Genomic DNA, 16,221 nt, shown 5'->3' with positions numbered 1-16,221 from the left:
GTTGAGATGAAGATCGGTGTAATCGGTGGCGGCCAGTTGGGTCGCATGTTGGCCCTGGCGGGCACTCCGCTGGGCATGAACTTCGCTTTCCTCGACCCTGCGCCGGACGCTTGCGCCGCCGCGCTGGGCGAACACCTGCGGGCCGATTACGGCGATCAGGATCATCTGCGCCAATTGGCTGATGAAGTCGATCTGGTGACCTTCGAGTTCGAAAGCGTCCCGGCCGAAACCGTGGCATTCCTGTCGCAATTCGTCCCGGTCTACCCGAGTGCCGAAGCCCTGCGCATCGCTCGCGACCGCTGGTTCGAAAAGAGCATGTTCAAGGATCTGGGTATCCCGACTCCGGCCTTCGCCGACATTCAGTCGCAAGCCGATCTGGATGCCGCCGTGGCTTCGATCGGTCTGCCGGCCGTACTGAAAACCCGCACCCTGGGTTATGACGGCAAGGGCCAGAAAGTCCTGCGCAAGCCAGAAGACGTGGTCGGCACTTTCGCTGAGCTGGGTAGCGTTGCCTGCCTGCTGGAAGGCTTCGTGCCGTTCACTGGCGAAGTCTCGCTGATCGCCGTGCGTGCTCGCGATGGCGAAACCAGGTTCTATCCGCTGGTGCACAACACTCACGACAGCGGCATCCTCAAGCTGTCGGTGGCCAGTACCGATCACCCGTTGCAGGCGTTGGCCGAAGACTACTCGAGCCGTGTGCTCAAGCAACTCGACTATGTGGGCGTGATGGCGTTCGAGTTCTTTGAAGTCGACGGTGGCCTGAAGGCCAACGAAATCGCCCCGCGCGTGCACAACTCCGGGCACTGGACCACCGAAGGCGCCGAGTGCAGCCAGTTCGAAAACCACCTGCGCGCCGTTGCCGGCCTGCCGCTGGGTTCGACCGCCAAAGTCGGCGAGAGCGCGATGCTCAACTTTATCGGTGTGGTTCCGCCGGTTGAAAAAGTCATCGCCATCGAAGATTGCCATCTGCATCACTACGGCAAGGCCTTCAAGGCCGGGCGCAAGGTCGGTCACGCCAATCTGCGTTGCGCTGACATGGCCACGCTGCAGGCGCAGATCGTCAAGGTCGAAGCGCTGATCGCCGAGTAACGACAGTTTCATGTGGCAGCGGCGGAACCATTCAGGGGCCGCCGTTCTCTCATGGCAGGATGCCAAAGTCTGACTAGGCTTCGCATATCTACTACTGAGAGGGAATTGCCATGGGAATTATCGGAACCATCTTTATCGGCTTGATCGTCGGCCTGCTGGCACGGTTCCTGAAACCGGGCGATGACAGCATGGGCTGGATCATGACCATCCTGCTCGGTATCGGCGGTTCGCTGGCGGCCACTTACGGCGGCCAGGCCCTGGGCATCTATCAGGCAGGTCAGGGCGCAGGCTTCATCGGTGCACTGGTCGGCGCGATCGTGTTGCTGGTGATCTACGGCCTGATCAAAAAGAACTGATCCAAAGCGACAAAGCCCTCTCTGCCAAAGTGGCCGGGAGGGCTAGAATGCTCGGCGATTCAACGATCCTTCCTTTCTATACCGAGCACCTTCATGCGCCGTCTTCTGTTGACTCTCCTTTTCCTGGGCAGCGGTTTGGCCCACGCCGGCGAACTGCCGGAAACCGACTGGCTCGAACTGATGCCCAAGTCGGATCAAAAGGCCCTCGAGGCCATGCCTGAAATCGATCACAACTCCCCGGAAGCCACCGGCACCTTCACCGAGAAGGGCGGGATGAAGCAGGCCAAAGGTCTGCCGGCGGTGATGTATTCGACCAAAACCGTGGCGTCGATGAACGACAAACACATCCGCATCGGTGGTTACCCGGTGCCGCTGGAGTCCGATGCCAAGGGCCGCAGCACGTTGTTCTTCCTCGTGCCGTACCCGGGCGCGTGTATCCACGTGCCGCCACCGCCGCCGAATCAACTGGTGCTGGTGCGTTATCCGAAAGGTTTGAAACTGGACGATATTTACACGCCGCTGTGGGTGACCGGCACGCTGAAGGTCGAGAAGGTCAGCAATGATCTGGCCGATGCGGCGTATGCGCTGGACGCGGACAAAGTGCGGGTGGTGCAGGAATCAGATCTGTAGCACCTATACAAAACAATTGTGGGAGCGAGCTTGCTCGCGAATGCTGTCTCTCAGTCACATTGATGTTGACTGATACGACGCTTTCGCGAGCAAGCTCGCTCCCACAGTTTTATCGGGTGTGGCTTAAAGCGATTTGCTGCCGACGCTGACGCCCATTGTGTGGCTAGCACCCGGTGCCAGCGTAACCACATCGTCCATCACGTTCGCCGTCTCGATGCACAGCATGCGCTGCCAGCCATCGTTGTCCATATCGGCCAGCGCTGCCGCGCGGTCGATCCACGGGTTCCAGATCACCGCCGTGCGCGAACCGGTAGCCGTCAGCACAATGCGTCGTTCCCAGGTCGGGTCGACGATGCTCAGCTGCGGCGGAGCGTCGAGGTAAATGCGGTCGGTTTCGCCGGCAAAATGCAGGTCACCTTGCTGGCTGTGGATCTTCCACTCATCCAGCGTCTCGATGTAATTCAAACCCTCTACACCGTCGACGTGCACATTGCGCACATCACTGACCGCGAAATAAGTGTGCAGCGCCTGACTCAGGCTGACGGTGTCAGTGCCACGGTTGTGGCTGGTCAGGCTGAAGCTCAGTTGCTCGGACAAATGCAGGGTCAGGGTCAGATCGACCTGATGCGGCCAGCCCGGGAACCCGCCTTCAGGGTAAGGCAACTTGAATTCAACCTTGACGCCATGGTCTTCGGCTTCGATACCGCCCAGCTCCCAATCCATCGCCCGGACAAAACCGTGAGCCTGCGCCGGTTCGTCACTGACGCGCATCGCTTTGACGCTCTGCGGGTTGCGCTCGAAGATGCCGAACCACGGCCAGCACACCGGCACGCCGGCGCGGATGCTCTTGCCGGTCTTGAACACTGCCTTGTCGTTGAGCCAGATGATCGGCGGCTGGCCATCGATCTGATAACTGAGGATGTGCGCGCCTTGCTGGGCCACCAGCACTTCGGCCTGACCGTGGCGGATGCGCCAGCAGTTCAGTTCATCCAGTTTCACCGCTTCAACGTTGGGCGTGTTCATGGGACAGCTCTCGATCAGTAACAAGGGCAACTATCGACCGTCAAACGGCCACGATGTTTAACGCGCGCGTGGTGGAACCGAGCGCGTGCGGCCGCTGCCGTCGATGGCAACGAAGACGAACACCGCTTCGGTGACTTTACGCCACTCGCTGGACAACGGGTCGTCGCTCCACACTTCGACCATCATCTGGATCGAGCTGCGGCCGATTTCCAGAGTCTGGGTGTAAAAGGACAATTGCGCGCCGACAGCCACAGGCACCAGAAACGCCATGCGGTCGATGGCAACGGTGGCGACACGGCCACCCGCAACGCGGCTGGCCATTGCGGTGCCGGCCAAATCCATCTGCGCCACCAGCCAGCCGCCGAAAATATCGCCAAAGCCGTTGGTTTCGCGTGGAAGTGCGGTGATTTGCAGGGCCAGGTCGCCTTGCGGGATTGGATCTTCTTGTTCGAGCTCTATCATGCCGGGGGTGCCTCTGACCCGTGACTCTTCGTTGGTATTGCTGGTGGTAGCCGTCTTCGGGAAAAACGATTCAGCACCGAACCTACTACGTTCGTCACGTTTTCCATCAGGCGCCTAAGGAGAAACTCTGCGAAACCGGCTAATCCCGAGCAAAGGCCGGGCCAACGACGTTTTCGCACAGCAACCCCCTACAAACCGGAGCAGGTTGCGAGTATATCGGTCGGTAGACTCCGCGACGACCATCCGGTTCTCATTTCGACCGTCAAATACGCGCCTCTATGTGCTTTTTCGAACAATTTGCTATGGTGCCGAACCTGCCAAAGCTCCAGCCAGCGTTGTTGGAGTCGCAGATCTGACTATAAGAGAAGCCCTTGCCATGACCACAGCGCCTTCGAGCCTCGCGCAGCCCGAGCAACCCGCACGACCGTTGACCCGCAATGACTACAAGACTCTGTCGCTGTCCGCCCTCGGCGGTGCGCTGGAATTCTACGACTTCATCATCTTTGTTTTCTTCGCCACCGTGGTCGGCAAGCTGTTCTTCCCGGCCGACATGCCCGAGTGGCTGCGCCTGATGCAGACCTTCGGCATCTTCGCCGCCGGCTACCTCGCGCGGCCACTGGGCGGCATCGTCATGGCGCACTTCGGTGACCTGCTGGGCCGCAAGAAGATGTTCACTTTGAGCATTTTCATGATGGCCGTGCCGACCCTGATCATGGGTCTGCTGCCAACCTATGCGCAGATCGGCATGTGGGCGCCGATCCTGCTGCTGGTGATGCGGGTGATTCAGGGCGCGGCGATTGGCGGTGAGGTGCCGGGGGCGTGGGTCTTCGTTTCCGAACACGTGCCGCAAAAGCACATGGGCTACGCCTGCGGCACCCTCACCAGCGGGCTGACCGCCGGCATTCTGCTCGGCTCGCTGGTCGCCACCGCGATCAACAGCATCTATACGCCGGCGGAGGTTTCCGATTACGCCTGGCGAATCCCGTTCCTGCTCGGCGGCGTGTTTGGCCTGTTTTCGGTGTATCTGCGCCGCTGGCTGCACGAAACCCCAGTGTTCGCCGAACTGCAACAGCGCAAGGCGCTGGCCGAAGAAGTGCCGCTGCGTGCGGTGCTGCGTGATCATCGCGGGGCGATTGCGATCTCGATGCTGCTGACCTGGCTGCTCTCCGCGGGCATCGTCGTGGTCATTCTGATGACCCCGACCGTGCTGCAAACCGTCTATCACTTCACGCCGACGCAATCGCTGCAATCGAACAGTCTGGCGATCGTATTTCTGAGCATCGGCTGCATCATTTCCGGCGCACTGGCGGACCGCTTCGGTGCCGGTCGCGTGTTCGTGTTTGGTTGCCTGGGCTTGCTGATCAGCTCGTGGACCTTCTATCACAGCCTCGCCGATCACCCGGACTGGCTGTTCCCGCTGTATGCATTGACCGGTTTTCTGGTCGGCACCATTGGTGCGGTGCCGTACGTGATGGTGAAAGCGTTCCCGCCGGTGGTGCGCTTCAGTGGGTTGTCGTTCTCGTACAACGTTGCTTACGCGATCTTTGGTGGTCTGACGCCGATGGTGGTGAGCTTACTGCTGAAAGAAAGCGCGATGGGGCCGGCCTACTATGTGGCGGTGCTGTGCGCGATGGGGATTCTGGTCGGGGCGTGGCTCTGGAAGAAGGGGCGCTGATTTCCCCTGCCGCCTGATCGTTCCCACGCTCCGCGTGGGAATGCATCCTGTGACGCTCCGCGTCACCTCTCAAATGCGGACGCAGAGCGTCCATGGCGGCGTTCCCACGCAGAGCGTTGGAACGATCTGTCGCGACATGCTGGCCTTTCATCCAATTGTCATATTTCAGCCATAGAGTGTTCATACGGCCTGCTGATACTTGGCCCCGACTTAACACACCCTATCTGCTAGGAGTAAGGCATGAAACTGAAGCGTTTGATGGCGGCAATGACTTTTGTCGCTGCTGGCGTTGCGACTGCCAACGCGTTCGCCGCTGTTGACCCGTCGATCCCGAGCTACACCAAGACCACTGGTGTGTCGGGCAACCTGTCCAGCGTCGGCTCCGATACCCTGGCCAACCTCATGACCCTCTGGGCTGAGAACTACAAAAAAGAATACCCGAACGTAAACATCCAGATTCAGGCCGCTGGCTCTGCCACCGCGCCACCTGCGCTGACTGAAGGCACCTCCAACCTGGGCCCGATGAGCCGCAAGATGAAGGACACCGAACTGGCGGCCTTCGAGCAGAAATACGGCTACAAGCCAACCGCTATCCCGGTTGCCGTGGACGCCCTGGCTGTGTTCGTACACAAAGACAACCCGATCCAGCACCTGACCATGGAACAGGTTGATGCGATCTTCTCGTCGACCCGTCTGTGCGGCGCCAAGGCCGACGTGAAAACCTGGGGCGACCTGGGCGTGACCGGCGACCTGGCCAACAAGCCAGTGCAGCTGTTCGGTCGTAACTCGGTATCCGGCACCTACGGCTACTTCAAAGAAGAAGCCCTGTGCAAAGGCGACTACAAGCCGAACGTCAACGAACAACCAGGTTCGGCGTCGGTGGTGCAGTCGATCAGCTCCTCGTTGAACGGTATCGGTTACTCGGGCATCGGTTACAAGACCGCTAGCGTGAAGACTGTTGCACTGTCGAAGAAGGGCAGCACTGAATTCATCGAAGACAGCGAAGAAAACGCCCTGAACGGCAAATACCCGCTGTCGCGTTTCCTCTACGTTTACGTCAACAAAGCCCCGAACAAGCCTCTGGCTCCGCTGGAAGCTGAGTTCGTGAAACTGGTGCTGTCGAAGCAGGGCCAGGAAGTGGTAGTGAAAGACGGCTACATCCCGTTGCCAGCCAAAGTTGCTGCAAAAGCACTGGCTGACCTGGGTCTGCAGGAAGGCGGCGCTGAAGTCGCAAAGAAGTAACAAATTGAGTCCGGGGTGAACCCCGCCGGACTCAGGTAAAAGGCCGGAACTGCTTGCAGACCGGCCTTTTCCACACCTCAAATTTTTGATCCCCTGCCAGTCCCGCTGGCGGTGGATTTGCTGCGTCACTGCACTGTCATCTTTCTGTCATACAGGATCGCTAGGGTGAGCGCATGAATGATCTGGCCAATTCCCACATGACTACTAATCCTCCCAAGCGCATTGATTTCAATACGCCTGAGCTGCAACGCAAGCGCCGCATTCGCGCGCTCAAGGATCGCTTCACCCGCTGGTACGTCCTCGTTGGCGGGCTTGCGGTGCTGGCAGCCATCACCCTGATTTTCTTCTTTCTCGCCTACGTGGTTGCGCCGCTGTTTCAGGGCGCCGACCTGACCGCGAAAGACTCGATCACCCCGGCCTGGATGCAGGACGCCGGCAAGCCGCTGATGATTTCGCTCGAAGAGCAGAATCAGGTGGCCATGCGCGTTTCCGACAAGGGCCAGGCATTGTTCTTTGACATCGACAGTGGCGCTGAACTGAAGCGCGTCGATCTGCCGGTTCCGGCTGGCGCCACCGTGACCTCCATTGGTGAAGACCAGCCAGGCCACCCGCTGGTGGCCGTGGGCCTGTCCAACGGTCAGGCGCTGGTGTTCCGTCATACCTATAAAGTCAGCTACCCCGATGGCAAGAAAACCATCACCCCGGCGATTGAATATCCGTACGGCGAGACGCCGATCGCGCTGAACGAAGCCGGCGGTGCGCTGGAGCATGTCAGCCTGAATGCCACCGACACGACGCTGATGCTGGTCGGTTCGACCGGTTCGCAACTCAATGTGTTGTCGCTGACCAGCGAAGAAAACATGATGACCGGCGAAGTCACCAGCGAGCAGAAGCGTATCGATCTGCCGCAGATGACTGAGCCGGTGAAAAACATCTTCGTCGACCCGCGCCAGCAGTGGCTGTACGTGGTCAACGGTCGCGCTCAGGCCGACGTCTTCAGCCTGCGCGACAAGAGCCTCAACGGTCGCTACAAACTGCTGGAAAACGCTGACGCTGAAGTCACTGCAACCACGCAACTGGTCGGCGGTATCTCGCTGATCGTCGGTGACTCCAAGGGTGGTCTGGCCCAGTGGTTCATGGCCCGCGACACCGACGGCGAACTGCGCCTGAAGCAGATTCGTACCTTCCAGATGGGCACCACGCCGATCGTTGAAATCACCGCCGAAGAGCGGCGCAAAGGTTTCCTCGCCCTCGACGCCAGCGGCAAGCTCGGCGTGTTCCACAGCACCGCGCACCGCACGCTGCTGGTTGATCAGGTGGTCGATGGCCAAGGCGTATTCGGCCTGTCGCCACGCGCCAACCGGGTGATCGTCGAAGCCGGCGGCAAGCTGCAACCGCTGCTGCTCGACAACCCGCACCCGGAAGTTTCCTGGAGCGCGCTGTGGAGCAAGGTCTGGTACGAGAACTACGACGAGCCTAAATACGTCTGGCAATCGACCGCAGCCAACACCGATTTCGAACCGAAACTGAGCCTCTCGCCACTGACCTTCGGCACCCTGAAAGCGGCGTTCTACGCGATGCTGCTGGCGGCGCCACTGGCCGTTGCCGCGGCGATCTACACCGCCTACTTCATGGCCCCGGGCATGCGCCGCAAGGTCAAACCGGTGATCGAGCTGATGGAGGCGATGCCGACGGTGATCCTCGGTTTCTTCGCCGGCCTGTTCCTCGCACCTTATGTAGAAGGGCATCTGCCGGGCATCTTCAGCCTGCTGATGCTGCTGCCGATCGGCATCCTGGTCGCCGGTTTCACCTTCAGCCGCTTGCCTGAATCGATCCGCCTGAAAGTCCCTGATGGCTGGGAAAGTGCGCTGCTGATTCCGGTGATTCTGTTCGTGGGCTGGTTGTCGCTGTACATGAGCCCGTTCATGGAGAACTGGTTCTTCGGCGGTGACATGCGCATGTGGATCTCCCACGACCTGGGCATCACCTACGACCAGCGCAACGCCTTGGTGGTGGGTCTGGCCATGGGTTTTGCGGTGATCCCGAACATCTACTCGATCGCTGAAGACGCCGTGTTCAGTGTGCCGCGCGGCCTGACCCTCGGCTCGCTGGCCCTCGGCGCCACACCATGGCAGACCATGACTCGCGTGGTGATCCTGACCGCCAGCCCGGGGATCTTCTCGGCGCTGATGATCGGCATGGGCCGTGCGGTCGGCGAAACCATGATCGTGTTGATGGCCACCGGTAACACCCCGGTCATGGAAATGAACCTGTTCGAAGGCCTGCGCACCCTGGCCGCCAACGTCGCGGTGGAGATGCCCGAGTCGGAAGTCGGCGGCAGCCACTACCGCGTGCTGTTCCTCTCGGCGCTGGTGCTGCTGTTGTTCACCTTCGTCATGAACACCCTGGCAGAACTGATTCGTCAGCGTCTGCGCAAGAAATACTCGTCGCTTTAAGCAAAGGTAGAAGTCTGTGAAACAGAACTCCCTGAAAGGATGGTTCAAGAGCGGCGCCCCGGGCGTCTGGATCAGCGGTGGCGCGGTGTCCATCGCGGTCATCATGACCATTGGCCTGCTGGCAGTGATTGCCGTGCGCGGTCTGGGTCACTTCTGGCCGGCGGATCTCGTGCATGCCAGCTACGACGTGCCGGGCCAGGCCCAGCATCTTGTGGTCGGCGAAGTGGTACAGAAAGAAGAAGTGCCGCGTGCCCGTCTGAAGAGCGCCGGTTTGCCGGTGCCTGACGTCGGCCCGGAATTCATGACCCGCGAGCTGATCAAGGTCGGCAACCGTGACCTGAACGGCAACGACTTCACCTGGATCGTCGGCGAGTGGCTGACCAACCAGACCACGCCGCCGGAGTTGATGGCGATCGAGCGTCGCGAGTGGGGCAATTTCTACGGCTACCTGGTCAACGTCAAACAGGACGGCAAGGTCATCGCCGAGGGCGAGGCTGCATGGCCTGAGCTGCAAGCGCGGATCAACCGTGTGAACGGTCTGGCGGCACAACTGAAGTCACTGGAAAAAACCGACATCGGTGCGATCAACGCAGGCCTGGAACGCATCCGTCTGCACGGTCGCAAACTGGAACTGGAAGGCAAGCTCGACGCCACCGCGCAAGCGGACATGGAGTCCGAGCGGGCCGAACTGAATGCGCGTTATCAGGACATCGAAGCGCGTCTGTCTGACTTGCATGCACAGTTCAACCGCGACGCCTTGACCGCTCGCGATGCCAACGGCAAAGAGATTGAAATCGGTCTGGGCAAAGTCGTTCACGCCTACCAGCCGAACGCGATGAGTACCTTTACCAAGGTCGGTTTCTACTTCAGCAAGATCTGGGAATTCCTCTCGGATGACCCGCGTGAAGCGAACACTGAAGGCGGGATCTTCCCGGCGATCTTCGGCACCGTGATGATGACGTTGATCATGGCGATGATCGTCACCCCGTTCGGCGTGCTGGCAGCGGTGTACCTGCGTGAATACGCCAAGCAGAACGCCCTGACGCGGATCATCCGTATCGCGGTGAACAACCTCGCTGGCGTACCGGCGATCGTTTACGGCGTGTTCGGTCTGGGCTTCTTCGTTTACGTACTCGGTGGTTCGGTTGACCGATTGTTCTTCCCGGAAGCGCTGCCGGCACCGACTTTCGGTACACCGGGTCTGCTCTGGGCGTCGCTGACTTTGGCGCTACTGGCGGTGCCGGTGGTGATTGTGGCGACCGAGGAAGGTCTGGCGCGTATTCCGCGTACCGTGCGTGAAGGCTCGTTGGCCCTCGGCGCGACCAAGGCTGAAACCTTGTGGAAGATTGTGATCCCGATGGCCAGCCCGGCAATGATGACCGGCATGATCCTCGCCGTGGCCCGTGCCGCCGGTGAAGTGGCGCCGCTGATGCTGGTGGGTGTGGTGAAACTGGCGCCGTCGCTGCCGGTGGACGGCAACTACCCGTACCTGCACCTGGACCAGAAGATCATGCACCTGGGCTTCCACATCTATGACGTCGGCTTCCAGAGCCCGAACGTCGAAGCAGCCCGCCCGCTGGTGTACGCCACGGCGCTGTTGCTGGTGCTGGTGATCGCCACGTTGAACCTGTCGGCGGTGTATATCCGCAACCACCTGCGCGAAAAATACAAAGCTTTGGATAGTTAACACAAACCCTGTGGGAGCTGGCTTGCCAGCGATGCAGGCGACTCGGTCAGCCAGTAACACCGCGGTGATGCCATCGCTGGCAAGCCAGCTCCCACAAGGATCGGCGCAAGCCACAGATTTTCAGTAACCCATTGGCAAGGCCAGTGGTTCAACGAACCGAATTTTGTTAGCACAGGGAGCCTCCCATGCAGCACGAAACACATACCCACGGCATCAACATGTCGGCCCTGGGTCGCGACAAGCAAAGCCTCAGCCTCGAGCAGGAAACCGTGGCCATTGAAGTACCCGGCCTGAGCCTGTACTACGGCGAGAAACAAGCACTGTTCGACGTCAGCATGAACATCCCGAAACAGCGCGTGACCGCCTTCATCGGCCCGTCCGGCTGCGGCAAATCGACCTTGCTGCGCACCTTCAACCGCATGAACGACCTGGTTGACGGCTGCCGCGTAGAAGGCGCGATCAACCTGTACGGCAACAACATCTATCGCAAGGGCGAAGACGTTGCCGAACTGCGTCGCCGCGTCGGCATGGTGTTCCAGAAGCCCAACCCGTTCCCGAAGACCATTTACGAAAACGTGGTTTACGGCCTGCGCATCCAGGGCATCAACAAGAAGCGCATCCTCGACGAAGCCGTTGAGTGGGCATTGAAAGGTGCGGCACTGTGGGACGAAGTCAAAGACCGTCTGCACGACTCGGCACTCGGCCTGTCCGGTGGTCAGCAACAGCGTCTGGTAATCGCCCGTACCATCGCGGTTGAGCCGGAAGTGCTGCTGCTCGACGAACCGTGCTCGGCCCTCGACCCGATCTCGACACTGAAAGTCGAAGAGCTGATCTACGAGCTGAAGTCCAAGTTCACCATCGTCATCGTCACGCACAACATGCAACAGGCCGCGCGGGTGTCCGACTACACGGCGTTCATGTACATGGGCAAACTGGTGGAATTCGGCGACACCGATACCCTGTTCACCAATCCGGCGAAGAAGCAGACCGAAGACTACATCACCGGTCGTTATGGCTGACAGTTGCGGGTTATTCACAGAATTGACGCTGCGGCCCACCGCACCTTACCGGACGCTCCAAGGACGCCAACATGATTAGTAAAGAAGGCCTTACCCACCACATCTCCGCGCAGTTCAACGCCGAGCTCGAGGAAGTGCGCAGCCACCTCCTGGCCATGGGTGGATTGGTCGAGAAGCAGGTCAATGACGCGGTGACCGCGCTGATCGAGGCCGACTCCGGCCTCGCTCAGCAGGTGCGCGAGATCGACGACCAGATCAACCAGATGGAACGCAACATCGACGAAGAATGCCTGCGCATTCTCGCCCGCCGTCAACCGGCAGCGTCCGACCTGCGTTTGATCATCAGCATCTCCAAGTCGGTGATCGACCTGGAACGCATCGGTGACGAAGCGACCAAGATCGCCCGCCGTGCGATTCAACTGTGCGAAGAAGGCGAAGCGCCGCGCGGTTACGTCGAGGTTCGCCACATTGGCGACCAGGTGCGCAACATGGTCCGTGATGCGCTGGACGCGTTTGCCCGTTTCGACGCCGATCTGGCGTTGTCGGTGGCGCAATACGACAAGATCATCGACCGCGAATACAAGACCGCGCTGCGTGAGCTGGCGACCTACATGATGGAAGACCCGCGCTCTATCTCGCGGGTCTTGAGCATCATCTGGGTCCTGCGTTCGCTGGAGCGTATCGGCGACCACGCGCGCAACATCTCCGAATTGGTCATCTACCTGGTGCGCGGCACCGACGTGCGCCACATGGGCCTCAAGCGCATGAAGGAAGAAGTTGAAGGGACAAGCGGCGAAACCGCTAATGTTCCGGGCAATGCTGACGATAAGTAAGATTGCCTGAGAAAAGCGCCCGGCCCTTTGGCCGGGCGTTTTTGTTTCTGCTTTTCACAAGGCAGATCGAATTAAAAAGCAGCACCCGCGAACGAAAAGTCCCGGCGTGACTGAAGAGTTTTGGCAATGTGCCATCAGCCAGCGTTATGCTTGCCGGGATTTTAATAGGGGTGTTGGATGAGCAAGATCAGTGTGTTGGTCGTGGACGATGCTTCGTTCATTCGTGACCTGGTGAAAAAGTGCCTGCGTAATTACTTCCCGGGGATCCGCACCGAGGACGCCGTCAACGGTAAAAAGGCTCAGGCCATGCTGGCCAGAGAAGCGTTCGACCTGGTTCTGTGCGACTGGGAAATGCCGGAAATGTCCGGTCTTGAGCTGCTGACCTGGTGCCGTGAGCAAGACAACCTCAAGACCATGCCGTTCGTCATGGTCACCAGCCGTGGCGACAAGGAAAACGTCGTGCAGGCGATTCAGGCCGGCGTTTCCGGCTACGTCAGCAAGCCGTTCACCAACGAGCAACTGCTGACCAAGGTCAAACAGGCGCTGAACAAGGTCGGCAAGCTCGACACCCTGATGAACAGCGCGCCGACCAAAATGAACTCAGCGTTCGGCAACGACTCCCTGAGCGCCTTGACTGGCGGCAAGCCTGCCGTGGTCGGCGGTGCACCGGCAGCCGCTGCGGTCAACCCGTTCGCCAAACCGGCTGCTGCCGCGCCAGCGCCCGCCGCTGCGCCATCGCGTGGTTTGCTCAACAGCCCACCGGTGCAGGCCCCGGCAGCGTCGAAAGCGCCGGTCGGTGGTCGCGGTCAAGGCCAATTGCGCCTGCCAAGCGGCACCCAGCAATGCGTGATCAAGGCGCTGAGCATCAAGGAAGCGCTGCTGGTGATCAAACGCACTGACACCCTGCCGCAGATCCTCGACAGCGCCGTGCTCGATCTGGAACAGGGCGACAACGCCGAAATCGCCCGACTCAACGGTTACCTGCACGCCATCGTCGCGCATGAGCAGAAAGCCGACAGCGACTGGCTGCAACTGACCTTCCGCTTTGTCGATCAGGACGCACAGAAGCTCGACTACATCTCCCGCCTGATCGCTCGCGGCACGGCGCAGAAGCACTTCGTTCCGGGCGCTTGATCTTCGTCGCCTAATAGTCCGCTTTCGCGAGCAAGCTCGCTCCCACATTTGACATGCATTCCAATGTGGGAGCGAGCTTGCTCGCGAAGGGGCCATCAAAAGCACCATCCATCTCCCGCTCCTGCCAATTTGAAACATCTGTCGACTAGCCTGGTCTGCTTCACCTGCTAGGCTCACTTTCAGGCCTCACTTCGACAGACTTTTGCCCATGCTCGCGCGCCTGCTGTTTTTCTGTGGTCTCTTCATGGCCGCCACCTCGGCTGTGGCCATGACCATTTACAAATCCACCGATGCCAACGGCGTGGTCTCGTACAGCGACCGGCCGAGCAAAGGCTCGCAGGTGTTTGTCTTTCAGGATCGCATGGTCGAACGTCTGGAACGGCAGGTGTACCTCGATATCAAGAAGCAGAAGGGCGTCGACGTCGTTTTCGTGCGCAACGATCTTTACGCGCCGGTCGAGGTTGCCCTGGCGTTTACCGGAATGAGCAACGTCCGCGGCGCACCGGCGCAAACCATCCGCCGGGTGCTACCGGCGCGCAGCAACACGCGTCTGGCGCTGCTGACGGCGATTAGCAGCGGCAAGCCGCTGGTCTATTCGCCGCAGTTCCAATACGCCCTGGGCGACCCTGCGGGTACGGCGCAGAGCTATCGTTATCCGCTGCCATGGCGTGGCGGACCGTTTCGTCTGAGCCAGGGCGCCAACGGCCAGTACAGCCACTACGGGCCGAAGAATCGCTATGCGATGGACATCGCCATGCCGGTGGGCACGCCGATCATTGCCGCGCGGGCCGGGGTGGTGGTGAAAACCGAGAATTCCCAGAGCGGACGCGGCAATGATGCGTCCGGCAACTTTGTGCGGGTGCTGCACGACGACGGCACGATGGGTGTGTACCTGCACCTCAAGCAAGGCTCGGTGAGCGTGCGCGAGGGGCAAAGGGTGGCGGTGGGCAGTCCGCTGGCGCTGTCAGGCAACACCGGCAACAGCAGCGGCCCGCACCTGCACTTTGTGGTGCAGCGCAATACCGGCGAGGGGCTGGTGTCGATTCCGTATCAGTTCAACCAGCCGCTGGGGGCGTTGCCCAACTTTGCGTTGGGCAAGCAATGATGTGCTGCACCTGCTCGCGAAAGGAGCGGCGCGGTGCCGGATCAGCCCATCAATCCAGCATCAACACCTTGGCCAGCACAATCTTCGGCCCTTTCATCTTCTTGATGATGATCCGCAGGCCTTCGACTTCCAGCACTTCTTCCTCTTCCGGCACCCGTTTCAGGGTTTCGTAGACCAGCCCGGCGAGGGTTTCCGCTTCGATGTGGTCGAGGTCGATGCCCAGCAGGCGTTCCACCTTGAACAGCGGCGTGTCACCACGCACCAAGAGCTTGCCCGGCTGATAGGCAAGGATGCCGCGCTCAGCCTTGCGGTGTTCGTCCTGAATGTCGCCGACCAGCACTTCCAGCACGTCTTCCATGGTCAGGTAGCCGATGATGTTGCCGTCAGCCTCCTCGACCACGGCGAAGTGCGAGCCGCCCTTGCGGAACTGCTCCAGCAACTGCGACAGCGGCATGTGGCGCGACACGCGTTCCAGCGGACGGGTCAGCTCAGCCAGGTTGAACGACTCGGGTATGTGGTCCAGCGCCGCCAGTTCCAGCAGCAGATCCTTGATGTGCAGCAGGCCGACGAACTCCTGGCGCTCGCTGTCGTACACCGGATAACGGCTGAACTTGTGGCGACGGAACATCGCCAGGATTTCTTTCAGCGGCGCGTTGAATTCCAGCGTGATCAGGTCTTCGCGGGAGTTGGCCCAGTCGACCACTTCCAGCTCGCCCATTTCCACCGCCGAGGCCAGCACGCGCATGCCTTGATCGCTCGGATCCTGGCCACGGCTGGAGTGCAGGATCAGTTTCAGTTCTTCGCGGCTGTAATGGTGTTCGTGGTGCGGGCCGGGTTCGCCTTGGCCGGCGATCCGCAGAATCGCGTTGGCGCTGGCGTTGAGCAGATAGATCGCCGGGTACATCGCCCAATAGAACAGGTACAGCGGCACCGCCGTCCACAGCGACAACAGCTCGGGTTTGCGGATCGCCCACGATTTCGGGGCCAGTTCGCCGACCACGATGTGCAGGTACGAAATGATGAAGAACGCGGTGAAGAACGACACGCCTTTGACGATTTCCGGCGACTGCACGCCGACCGCGCTCAGCAGCGGCTCGAGAATATGCGCGAACGCCGGCTCACCGACCCAGCCCAGGCCAAGCGAGGCGAGGGTGATACCGAGCTGGCACGCCGAGAGGTACGCATCGAGCTGGCTGTGTACGGTGCGCAGGATGTGTCCGCGCCAGCCGTTCTGATCAGCGATGGCCTCGACCCGGGTCGAGCGCAGTTTGACCATGGCGAATTCCGCCGCAACGAAAAAGCCGTTGAGCAAAACCAGGATCAGAGCAAAAAGGATCATGCCGAAATCGGCGAATATTGTTGCGAGGGACAAGCCAGGGGAAGGGTCCATGATGGAGTTTTGCGGGTTCCGTGTGATTCAAGAGAGAGAAAAATCGCGCCTGAAAGGCAGGCACAAGTCAGCCAATGTAGCGGCTGACATGGCGATTGCCTAGTGGCGCGTGCTGGCCGG

Annotated in this window: 14 protein-coding genes; 11 read left to right on the top strand and 3 right to left on the bottom strand. The window is 60.3% G+C overall.

Annotation, left to right across the window (positions count from 1 at the left end; translation table 11 throughout):
• Positions 1 to 6: 6 nt before the first annotated feature.
• The 3 genes from WA225_RS17890 to WA225_RS17880 all read left to right on the top strand — a co-directional run bounded on the left by WA225_RS17890 (position 7) and on the right by WA225_RS17880 (position 2,075).
• Positions 7 to 1,089 carry a 5-(carboxyamino)imidazole ribonucleotide synthase gene (locus WA225_RS17890; protein ID WP_047297318.1) on the top strand — a complete coding sequence of 361 codons (1,083 nt, stop codon included), beginning with the start codon at positions 7 to 9 and terminating at the stop codon, positions 1,087 to 1,089.
• Positions 1,090 to 1,199: 110 nt separating this feature from the next.
• A complete protein-coding gene (locus tag WA225_RS17885; RefSeq protein WP_003229635.1) occupies positions 1,200 to 1,445 on the top strand; it encodes a GlsB/YeaQ/YmgE family stress response membrane protein in 246 nt (81 codons plus the stop codon).
• A gap of 93 nt (positions 1,446 to 1,538) precedes the next feature.
• Positions 1,539 to 2,075, top strand: a complete 537-nt coding sequence (locus WA225_RS17880; protein WP_008078784.1) for a DUF3299 domain-containing protein — start codon at positions 1,539 to 1,541, stop codon at positions 2,073 to 2,075.
• 123 nt (positions 2,076 to 2,198) lie between these two features.
• Here WA225_RS17880 and WA225_RS17875 read toward each other — a convergent pair whose 3' ends face one another.
• Positions 2,199 to 3,098: a D-hexose-6-phosphate mutarotase gene (locus WA225_RS17875; RefSeq protein WP_422608961.1), complete on the bottom strand. Its 900-nt coding sequence runs from the start codon at positions 3,096 to 3,098 to the stop codon at positions 2,199 to 2,201.
• A 57-nt stretch (positions 3,099 to 3,155) separates the two neighbouring features.
• Complete coding sequence (locus tag WA225_RS17870; protein WP_003229628.1) at positions 3,156 to 3,560, bottom strand: acyl-CoA thioesterase; 405 nt, start codon at positions 3,558 to 3,560, stop codon at positions 3,156 to 3,158.
• Positions 3,561 to 3,936: 376 nt separating this feature from the next.
• On the opposite strand from WA225_RS17870, the gene WA225_RS17865 reads away from it, so the two are divergent.
• From WA225_RS17865 to WA225_RS17830, 8 genes are all read left to right on the top strand, one after another.
• Positions 3,937 to 5,235 (top strand): MFS transporter, encoded by a 1,299-nt coding sequence (locus tag WA225_RS17865; protein WP_422608960.1) that lies wholly within the window; start codon positions 3,937 to 3,939, stop codon positions 5,233 to 5,235.
• A gap of 240 nt (positions 5,236 to 5,475) precedes the next feature.
• Positions 5,476 to 6,477: a phosphate ABC transporter substrate-binding protein PstS gene (locus tag WA225_RS17860; protein WP_085708814.1), complete on the top strand. Its 1,002-nt coding sequence runs from the start codon at positions 5,476 to 5,478 to the stop codon at positions 6,475 to 6,477.
• Positions 6,478 to 6,899: 422 nt separating this feature from the next.
• Positions 6,900 to 8,933, top strand: coding sequence for an ABC transporter permease subunit (locus WA225_RS17855; RefSeq protein WP_422609117.1), 2,034 nt, complete (start codon positions 6,900 to 6,902; stop codon positions 8,931 to 8,933).
• A gap of 16 nt (positions 8,934 to 8,949) precedes the next feature.
• On the top strand, positions 8,950 to 10,620 hold the full coding sequence (pstA, locus tag WA225_RS17850) for a phosphate ABC transporter permease PstA (RefSeq protein ID WP_422608959.1): 1,671 nt from the start codon (positions 8,950 to 8,952) through the stop codon (positions 10,618 to 10,620).
• A 185-nt stretch (positions 10,621 to 10,805) separates the two neighbouring features.
• Complete coding sequence (gene pstB, locus WA225_RS17845; RefSeq protein ID WP_097089455.1) at positions 10,806 to 11,639, top strand: phosphate ABC transporter ATP-binding protein PstB; 834 nt, start codon at positions 10,806 to 10,808, stop codon at positions 11,637 to 11,639.
• A 71-nt stretch (positions 11,640 to 11,710) separates the two neighbouring features.
• Positions 11,711 to 12,472 (top strand): phosphate signaling complex protein PhoU, encoded by a 762-nt coding sequence (phoU, locus tag WA225_RS17840; RefSeq protein ID WP_016985766.1) that lies wholly within the window; start codon positions 11,711 to 11,713, stop codon positions 12,470 to 12,472.
• 177 nt (positions 12,473 to 12,649) lie between these two features.
• Positions 12,650 to 13,606, top strand: a complete 957-nt coding sequence (locus WA225_RS17835; RefSeq protein ID WP_422608958.1) for a response regulator — start codon at positions 12,650 to 12,652, stop codon at positions 13,604 to 13,606.
• A 208-nt stretch (positions 13,607 to 13,814) separates the two neighbouring features.
• The gene (locus WA225_RS17830; protein ID WP_422608957.1) at positions 13,815 to 14,711 is read left to right on the top strand and encodes a peptidoglycan DD-metalloendopeptidase family protein; all 897 of its coding nucleotides are present in this window, start codon (positions 13,815 to 13,817) and stop codon (positions 14,709 to 14,711) included.
• A 49-nt stretch (positions 14,712 to 14,760) separates the two neighbouring features.
• On the opposite strand, the gene WA225_RS17825 is transcribed toward WA225_RS17830, so the two are convergent.
• A complete protein-coding gene (locus WA225_RS17825) occupies positions 14,761 to 16,101 on the bottom strand; it encodes a hemolysin family protein (RefSeq protein ID WP_007920256.1) in 1,341 nt (446 codons plus the stop codon).
• Positions 16,102 to 16,221 lie beyond the last annotated feature (120 nt).

The organism is Pseudomonas sp., from assembly GCF_049300855.1.
Lineage (GTDB): Bacteria > Pseudomonadota > Gammaproteobacteria > Pseudomonadales > Pseudomonadaceae > Aquipseudomonas.
Note: the sequence above shows the minus strand (reverse complement) of the source record. Positions and strands in the feature narration are given on the sequence as shown.